The organism is Streptomyces sp. NPDC004667, from assembly GCF_040609475.1.
Lineage (GTDB): Bacteria > Actinomycetota > Actinomycetes > Streptomycetales > Streptomycetaceae > Streptomyces.
In genome coordinates this window covers 1-7,632 of record NZ_JBEXKC010000162.1, presented here as the reverse complement: position 1 = coordinate 7,632, position 7,632 = coordinate 1, and the positions used below count along the sequence as shown (strand labels likewise).

Annotated in this window: 7 protein-coding genes; 2 read left to right on the top strand and 5 right to left on the bottom strand. The window is 73.9% G+C overall.

Features of this window, described 5'->3' with window-relative positions; genetic code table 11:
* Positions 1 to 6: 6 nt before the first annotated feature.
* The 3 genes from ABZW32_RS38105 to ABZW32_RS38095 form a co-directional block, all read right to left on the bottom strand.
* The gene (locus ABZW32_RS38105; protein WP_356225269.1) at positions 7 to 606 is read right to left on the bottom strand and encodes a TetR family transcriptional regulator; all 600 of its coding nucleotides are present in this window, start codon (positions 604 to 606) and stop codon (positions 7 to 9) included.
* A complete protein-coding gene (locus ABZW32_RS38100; RefSeq protein WP_356225267.1) occupies positions 603 to 2,093 on the bottom strand; it encodes an MFS transporter in 1,491 nt (496 codons plus the stop codon). Before ABZW32_RS38100 ends, ABZW32_RS38105 begins: the two co-directional genes overlap by 4 nt.
* 122 nt (positions 2,094 to 2,215) lie before the next feature.
* Positions 2,216 to 2,740, bottom strand: a complete 525-nt coding sequence (locus ABZW32_RS38095; protein WP_356225265.1) for a cupin domain-containing protein — start codon at positions 2,738 to 2,740, stop codon at positions 2,216 to 2,218.
* 359 nt (positions 2,741 to 3,099) lie between these two features.
* Between ABZW32_RS38095 and ABZW32_RS38090 the strand changes: the two genes are divergently transcribed.
* Positions 3,100 to 4,773 (top strand): hypothetical protein, encoded by a 1,674-nt coding sequence (locus ABZW32_RS38090; protein ID WP_356225263.1) that lies wholly within the window; start codon positions 3,100 to 3,102, stop codon positions 4,771 to 4,773.
* A 96-nt stretch (positions 4,774 to 4,869) separates the two neighbouring features.
* On the opposite strand, the gene ABZW32_RS38085 is transcribed toward ABZW32_RS38090, so the two are convergent.
* Complete coding sequence (locus ABZW32_RS38085) at positions 4,870 to 5,565, bottom strand: NAD(P)H oxidoreductase (RefSeq protein WP_356225261.1); 696 nt, start codon at positions 5,563 to 5,565, stop codon at positions 4,870 to 4,872.
* Complete coding sequence (locus tag ABZW32_RS38080; protein ID WP_356225259.1) at positions 5,562 to 6,656, bottom strand: NADP-dependent oxidoreductase; 1,095 nt, start codon at positions 6,654 to 6,656, stop codon at positions 5,562 to 5,564. Before ABZW32_RS38080 ends, ABZW32_RS38085 begins: the two co-directional genes overlap by 4 nt.
* A 136-nt stretch (positions 6,657 to 6,792) precedes the next feature.
* Here ABZW32_RS38080 and ABZW32_RS38075 point away from each other — a divergent pair.
* On the top strand, positions 6,793 to 7,632 hold an 840-nt coding region (locus ABZW32_RS38075; RefSeq protein WP_356225257.1), incomplete at its 3' end, for an AfsR/SARP family transcriptional regulator.

The window sequence follows — 7,632 nt, the reverse complement described above, 5'->3', positions numbered from 1 at the left end:
GCGGGGTCAGGAGCCGTCGATGAGCCGTTGGAGGCCGGGCGCGTACAGGTCCGCCAGCCGGTCGGCGCCGGTGCGGGCACCCGCGCCGTCCGGCCGGTGCAGGCTCAGCGTGGCGCCGAGCCCCAGCAGCTGGCCCGCGATCAGTTCGGCCCGCAGCTGCGCGTCGGGGCCGGTCAGGGACGCGGCCAGCCGGTCGGTGACCTGCTCGCGGAAGCGTGCGCGCAGCAGGGTGCGCTCGTCCTCGATGCCCAGGGAGAACACGACCCGCAGCAGCGGGTCACCGCGGAAGCGGTCCCGCAGCTCGACCATGGTCAGGACCAGGTGCCGGCCGAGTGCGGCCGGCGGGGCGGCGAACAGTTCGTCGGCGGCGGTCCGGAAGTCGGCGACCGTGTTGAACAGGGCCTCCTTGCTCCCGAACCGCTTCACGATCAGGGACGGGCTCACCCCCGCGGCGGCGGCGATGCCGCGCAGGGTGACCTCGGCGTACGGCCGCAGCGTGAACGCCCGGCGCGCGGCCCGCACGATGGCCTCGCGTCCGGTCTCGGCGCCCGACTCCCCGTCGGCCGTGGCCGACCGCGCGGGGGCGGATTCGTCGGTGGTGCTCATGCGCTCTCCCGGGCGGCGGTCACGGACGGTGTCACCGTGACCGTACCGCCCAGCGCGCCGCGGCCCCGCCGGGCACCCGTTCCCGGCCGGTCCGACGGCAGGAACAGCGTGGCGACGAGGGCGGCCAGCGCCGCTCCGGCGGCGATCAGGAAGATCAACAGATAGGCGTGCAGGGTCGGGGCGGTCCGGCCGCCGGCCACGAAGGTCACGTGGGCCAGCACGGCGGCCACCACGGCACTGCAACAGGCCTGGCCCACCGAACGCATCAGGGTGTTCAGCCCGTTCGCGGCGGCCGTCTCGCTCACCGGCACGGCCCCCATGACCAGGGCGGGCAGCGCCGAATAGGCGATCGCGGTCCCTGAGGCGACCACGGTGGCCCCGGCCACGATCAGCCAGAGGCTGTGGCTGGTGAAGAAGCGGAGCACGTAGCCGACCGCCATGACGACGGCGGCGATCACGAGGGCGGTACGGGGCCCGTACGCGGCGGAGATCCGTGCGGAGACGGGGGAGAGGGCCACCATCGCCAGGCCGCCGGGCAGCAGGCACAGCCCGCTGACCACGAGGGAGGCGCCGAGCCCGTACCCCGTGCTGGTGGGCTCCTGCACCAACTGGCCGGTGACGAGGGAGTTCGCGTAGAAGGCGAAGCCGATCAGCAGCGCCGCGACGTTGGTGAGCAGGACGGCGGGCCGGGCGGAGACCCGCAGGTCCACCATCGGGGAGCGGGTGCGCAGTTCGAACCGGCCCCAGAGCAGGCCCGCCACCACGGACCCGCCGAGCAGGCCGAGCGTGCGCGCGGAGCCCCAGCCCCAGTCGGCGCCCTGGGTGATCGCGAGCAGCAGTCCGACGAGGAAGACCGTCAGGCCGAGGGTCCCCGGGAGGTCGAAGCGTCCGGGGGAGCGCACGGGGGACTCCGGGACGATCCGCAGCACCAGGAGCACATCGAGCAGACCGAGGGCGGCCGACGCCCAGAACATGGTGTGCCAGTCGAAGTTCTCCATGACCACCGCGGCCACCGGCAGGCCGATCGCCGCACCGATGCCCAGGGTCGAGCTCATCAGCGCGATCGAGGGCAGCACCCGCTCGGCGGGGAGCTCGTCGCGGATGATGCTGATGCCCAGGGGGATCACCGCGAGGGCCGCGCCCTGCAGGGCCCGGCCCGTGATCAGGACGCCGATGTCGGAGCTGACCGCACACAGGACGGAACCGAGGGTGAGCACGCCCAGCGAGGCCAGCAGGACGCGCCGCTTCCCGTACATGTCACCGACGCGGCCGAGCACGGGGGTGAAGACCGCGCCGGTGAGGAGGGTGATGGTGACCAGCCAGCCCGCGGCGCCGGGACTGGCCCCCGTCAGCTCGGGGACGTGCGGCAGGAGCGGGACCACGAGGGTCTGCATGACGGCGACGACCATGCCGCAGAAGGCGAGGACGGGGACGGTGAACCGGGAGGGGGCGGAGGCCGGACCGGGGGCGGGTATCGCGGAGGGCATGCTGCTCCAGACGGGTGGCGAGAGCGGGTGCCGGGTGAGTGCACAACTGTTCACCCCATGGGTGAACGACTGTACACCCCGGGGTGAACGGTTGTGCACCTCTCCCTCCTCGCCTTCCTTCGTCAGGCCACGGGGTCGGACGGCTCGGCCGGTCCGTCCGGGCGGCAGTAGCGGCGGATCAGCTCCGGATGCCCCGGGAAGCGCCGCAGCAGGTCGTCGACGCGGCCGAGGGTCATGTCGGCGAAGTCGAATCCGGGCGCGACGGCTTCGCTGATCAGGCCGTGGTCCCCGGCGGTGAGGTGCGAGGCCTTCCAGACGCCCCCCGGGACCGCCAGTGTGAGGACGTGCCCCCGGCCCGGGTCCTGGCCGAGGACGGCGGTGGTGTGCCGGCCGTCCGGGTGCAGCAGGTGGTAGGTGACCGGATCGCCGTGGTGGTGGAAGTGCAGGATGTCGGAGCGGTTGAGGTGCCAGTGCCCGATCGGCGACCAGTGGGTGAGCAGGTAGTGGATGGACGTCATCGTGTAGCGGTCGCCCTGCGGTGTCCGGACCGGGGGGCGGTGGTCGGCCTGGAAGGTCCGCCTGAAGTACCCGCCCTCCACGTGCGGCTCCAGGCCGAGGGCGTCGATCCAATCGTGTGCCGTGGGCACGGTGTCCTCCTCGGGTCGAGTGTCCGGCCGGACCGGTGAACGGCCCACGGCGCGCGGACGCCGGATTGAAGATATTGGATTCGGATCGTAGATGAACCGAGCGTTCTCCGTGCTCTCCCGATCCAGAGGAATTCGAGAAGAGATCCAGCGATATTACGGTGGTGATTTCCCTTCCGCCCGTATTCTCGGTCCCGTGCTCGATGCCCATCTTCCCACGCAGGGCGCTCAATCCAGCACCGTCGAATTTATCTGAGGGTCAGCGTCCGGCCATATGCCGGACACCGCGTCCTCAATTCACGGCGACCTCGAACGTGTGGTGCGGCGGACGGCTGCCGCCAGGTGGAACGGATGGAATTCGAATGGAACGGGAAACGAATACCCTGACCGTCAGACGGCCCGAACGCGCCGTGGCACCGCCTGCCGACGGTCCGCTCTCCTTCGCGGCGACCACTGTCGAGGTGACCGCGGCCCCGGAGGACGGCCCCCACCTCCTGCACCGCGCGGCCCGGCGCCTGTGCGAGGCCGCCGGCCCGGGAGTGGTCGCGGTCCCTGCCGGGGGTGAACTCACGGCCCGCCTCGGACCGGGCCTGCAGGCGTCGATGTTCGTCTCCACCGAGATGCGCGGCGACGGTGCGGGAACGTCCCTGCTGCGCCTGAACCTCCGCCTCTCGGGCCGCGGCGCGGCACCGTCGACGGCCTCGCTGGACCACTGGGCCGAGATCTGGCACCGCCAGGCCTTCTCAGCGCCCGAAGTGGAGCGGGTCGCGGGCGAGCTGCCGCTGATGAGCGCCGCCGTCGGGCGCCTGCGCCACGGGAAGCCCCTCGCGGGCTTCGCGGTCCTGGTCACCGGGCACTTCCTGACCGACCTGGTCCACCTCGTCGGCTGCCTCGCCGAGCTCGGAGCCCCGCTGGACGCGATGACGGTGCTGCGCAAGGACTACGCCTACCAGTGGCGCCACCGGGTCCACGGCCACCTCGTCGACCAGGGCGTAAGGGTCGTCGACGCCACCGATCCCCGGGCCGTCGAGGAGCACACCGACCGCGCCCGCCGGCTCGGTCTGCGCTGCCTCGCCCTGGACGACGGCGGCTACGTCGCACCGGCGCTGCTGGACCGGGCCCGCGAAGGATCCCCGACGCCGGCCGGAGCGGGAGCCGGAGCGGGAGTCGGCGCGGGAGCCGGCGCCGGCGGCGGCCGGGCGGCGGACTGGGCGGGAGTGGTGGAACAGACCATGTCCGGGATCTACAAGCTCCGCGGCCGCGAGAGGGAGCTGCCCTTCCCGGTGTTCTCGGTGGCCCAGTCGCGGCTCAAGGGGCGCATCGAGTCGTACTGGATCGCCGAGAAGGCCGTCACCACGGCCCTGGAGCTGCTGCCCGTCCTGAAGATGGAGGGACAGCCCGCGCTGGTCATCGGCTACGGCAACGTGGGCTCCCAGATCGCGGCCCTCCTCACCCAGCGCCGCATGCGGGTGGCCGTCCACGACGCCGACATCCTCCACCTCATCGACGCCCACGAGAGCGGCTACGTCACGGACCGCGACCTGGCCACGCTGCTGGAACGGCACGAGCCCCTGCTCGTCTTCGGGGTCACCGGCCGCACCAGCATGTCGACCCGGGAGTTCGAGGCCCTCCGGCGTCCCGCCTACCTCGCGAGCGTCAGCAGCCGCGACATCGAGTTCGACCTCCCCGCACTCGACGCCCTGGCGGCCCGCAACCCGGTGGCCCGCTCCGTGACCGGCCCCTCGTCCCGTACCCACACGCTCCCCGGAGGCGTGGACGTCACCGTGCTGGCGGGCGGCCGACCGGTCAACTTCCACGAGACGGACAGCATCAGCAACCTCCACTCCGACCTCGTCTACGCCGGCATGCTCACCGGAGCCTGCGCCGTCGCCACCCGGCAGGCCCCACCCGGACTGGACCGCTCCTGGGCCGATGCCGTCCTGGAGGAATCCGGCCTCCTCCAGGACTACTACGAGCGCTACGGCCCCACCGCCACGGCCCGCCCGGCCCCCTGGCCCGCGGCCGGCCGCCGCTGACCCACCCCGCCGCCGATACCGACGGGCGGCCGCCCGGGTCCAGCCGCCCGTTCCAGCCACCCGGTACGGCCCGCCCGGTACGGCCGCCCGCCCGTCTCAGCCGACGGGTACGGCCGCCGGGCCGTCCCGGCGGGCCAGTGCGCGGTCCACCACGGACAGGGCCCGCGCACCGGTCGTCAGGGACTCGTGGACGAAGTGGACCGCCGCGTCCTCGATGCCGCAGTACTCCGAGATCCCCGTCTTCAGCACGTGCTCCACCGTGCGGTCCCAGCCGTGCGCCCGGAACTCCTCCTCCGCGTAGGCGGTGAGGGAGATCCAGACCATGCGGCGTCCCCGCAGACCGCCGTCCCGGCCGCCGTAGGCGAACCCGTGGTTCCACACCCGGTCGATCCATCCCTTGAGGAGGGCCGGCAGGCCGAACCACCAGAGCGGGAACACGACCACGATCAGGTCGGCCGCCGCCACCCGGGCCATGTGGGCGCGCACCCCTGCGGAGTACTCCTTGCCCGGGTCCCCCCAATCGGGCTCGTCCGGGGTGCCCATCCGCGGGTCGAAGCCCTCGGCGTGCAGGTCCAGCAGGTCCACCGCGTAGCCGTCGGCCACCAGCCGCTCCCGCGCCCGCCGGGCCAGCCCGGCCGTCAGGGAGTCGGCGCGGTGGTGGGCCATGACCACCAGGGCGCGCCGCCGGGCACCGCCGGTCAGGCCGTCCGCGGACCGCTCCTCCACCGGGCCGGCGCCCTCTGCCGGGCCGGCGCCCTCCACGGCGGGGGAGCTCCCGTTCCCGGCGCTCATCGGGCGTCGTTCCCGAGCCGGACCAGCATCTTGCCGGTGTTCGCCCCGCCCAGGACCCCGAGCAGGGCGTCGGGCGCGTGTTCGATGCCGTCGGCCACGGTCTTCTCCGTCCGCAGGGTGCCGTCGGCCAGCAGGCCCGTGGCCCTTGCGGTCCACTCCGGGAACAGGTCGAGGTGGCTGGTGACCAGCATGCCGCGCAGCGTCGCCTCCTGGGCGGCCGCCCGGAAGAGGTTGTCGGGCCCGGGGACCGGCCCGGTGGCGTCGTAGCCACTGATCGCACCGACCATGGCGATCCGTCCGCCCGGCCGGATCGCCCCGATCGCCGCCCGGAGGTGGTCGCCGCCGACGGCGTCGAGGTAGACGTCGATCCCGTCGGGTGCGGCCCGGCCCAACTGGCCGGGCAGGTCGCCCAGGTGGTGGTCGAGGGCGGCGTCGTAGCCGAAGACGTCCAGCAGCTTCTTCGTCTTGTGGGGGCCGCCCGCCGAACCGATCACCCGGGCCGCCCCCAGCCACCGGGCGATCTGCCCGGCGACGCTGCCCACCGCACCGGCCGCCGCGGAGACGAAGACGGTGTCGCCCTCCCTCACCGGCGCGGTGCGGGTGAGCGCCGCGTACGCGGTCAGGCCGGTGGCGCCCAGGGCCCCCAGGTAGTCCTCGGGCGCGGCGGCCGAGACGTCGACGACGGTGGCCGCGGCCCCGTCCAGGACGGCGTACTCGCGCCAGCCGAGGAAGTGCGAGACGGTCGAGCCGACCGGAACGGACGAGGAGCGGGAGGCGACGACCTCGCCGACGGCGCTGCCCTCCAGAGCGGCGCCGAGGACGAACGGGGCCATGTAGGAAGGGGTGTCGTCCATCCGGCCGCGCATGTACGGGTCCACCGACATCCAGGTGTTGCGGACCAGGACCTGTCCCTCGGCGAGTGCCGGGACCACGGCCTCGGCGAGCTCGAAGTCCCGCGGAACGGGCCTGCCGACGGGACGGGAGGCCAGCCGCACCTCACGGGAGACCGTGGGGAGGGGAGCGGGGGAGGGGACGGGACTGGGGCTGGTGAGGCCGGTGTTGCTCTGGGGGACGCTTCGGTCGGTGCGCACGATGTTCCTTCCGTCCGGGCCGCCGGGTCGCGGTCACGGTCACGGGAACACCTTGTGCCGCGCCGCGCACGGACCGCTGACGGTCCGCGCACGGCCGCGGACCGCCGGACGGCCGCCCGCCCGTAGGATGATCATCATGCGTTTCGAGGTGCTCGGACCGGTGACCGTACGCACGGACGCGGGAAGCGCCGTCCGCGTCCCCGAGGCGAAGGTCCGCACGCTGCTGGCCGCCCTGCTGGTGCGCCGCGGACGCCCGGTGCCGGTGGACCGGCTGGTGGACGACCTGTGGGGGGACGCGCAGCCCGCCGACCCCGTCAACAGCCTCCAGACCAAGGTCTCCCAGCTGCGCCGTGCCCTGGCGAAGGCCGAGGAGGGAGGCCGGGCCCTGGTCACCCACGGTCCGGCCGGCTACACGCTGGCCGCCCCCGCCTCGGCGGTGGACGCGGGCGTGTTCGCCGAACTGGTCGCACGGGCCCGCCGGGAGGAGGGCGCCGCGGAGCGGGCGGCGCTGCTCACCCGGGCGGTCGGGCTGTGGCGCGGTCCCGCCTACGCCGACCTGGGCGACGCGGGCTTCGTCCGCGCGGAGGCCGCCGGGCTGGAGGAACAGCGGATCACCGCGCACGAGGAGCTCGCGGAGGCCCGGCTGGAACTCGGCCATCACGCGGAACTCGCCGACGGCCTGGCGGAGCTGGCGCAGCGCCACCCGTTGCGCCAGCGGTTGCGCGCCGCGCAGATGCGTGCGCTCTACGGCGCCGGCCGGCAGGACGAGGCCCTCGCGGTCCACGGGGAGGTGCGCGAGCGCTTCGCGCAGGACCTGGGGATCGATCCGGATCCCGAACTCGCCGCGCTGTACACCGCGATCCTCCGCCAGGACCCGGAGCTGACGGTCCGGCGCGCACCGTACGACGGGGCCCCCGGCGCGGCCCCCGGCCACGGCGTGCCGGCGAAGACCCAGGCGCCGCCCGCGGTGCGCCCC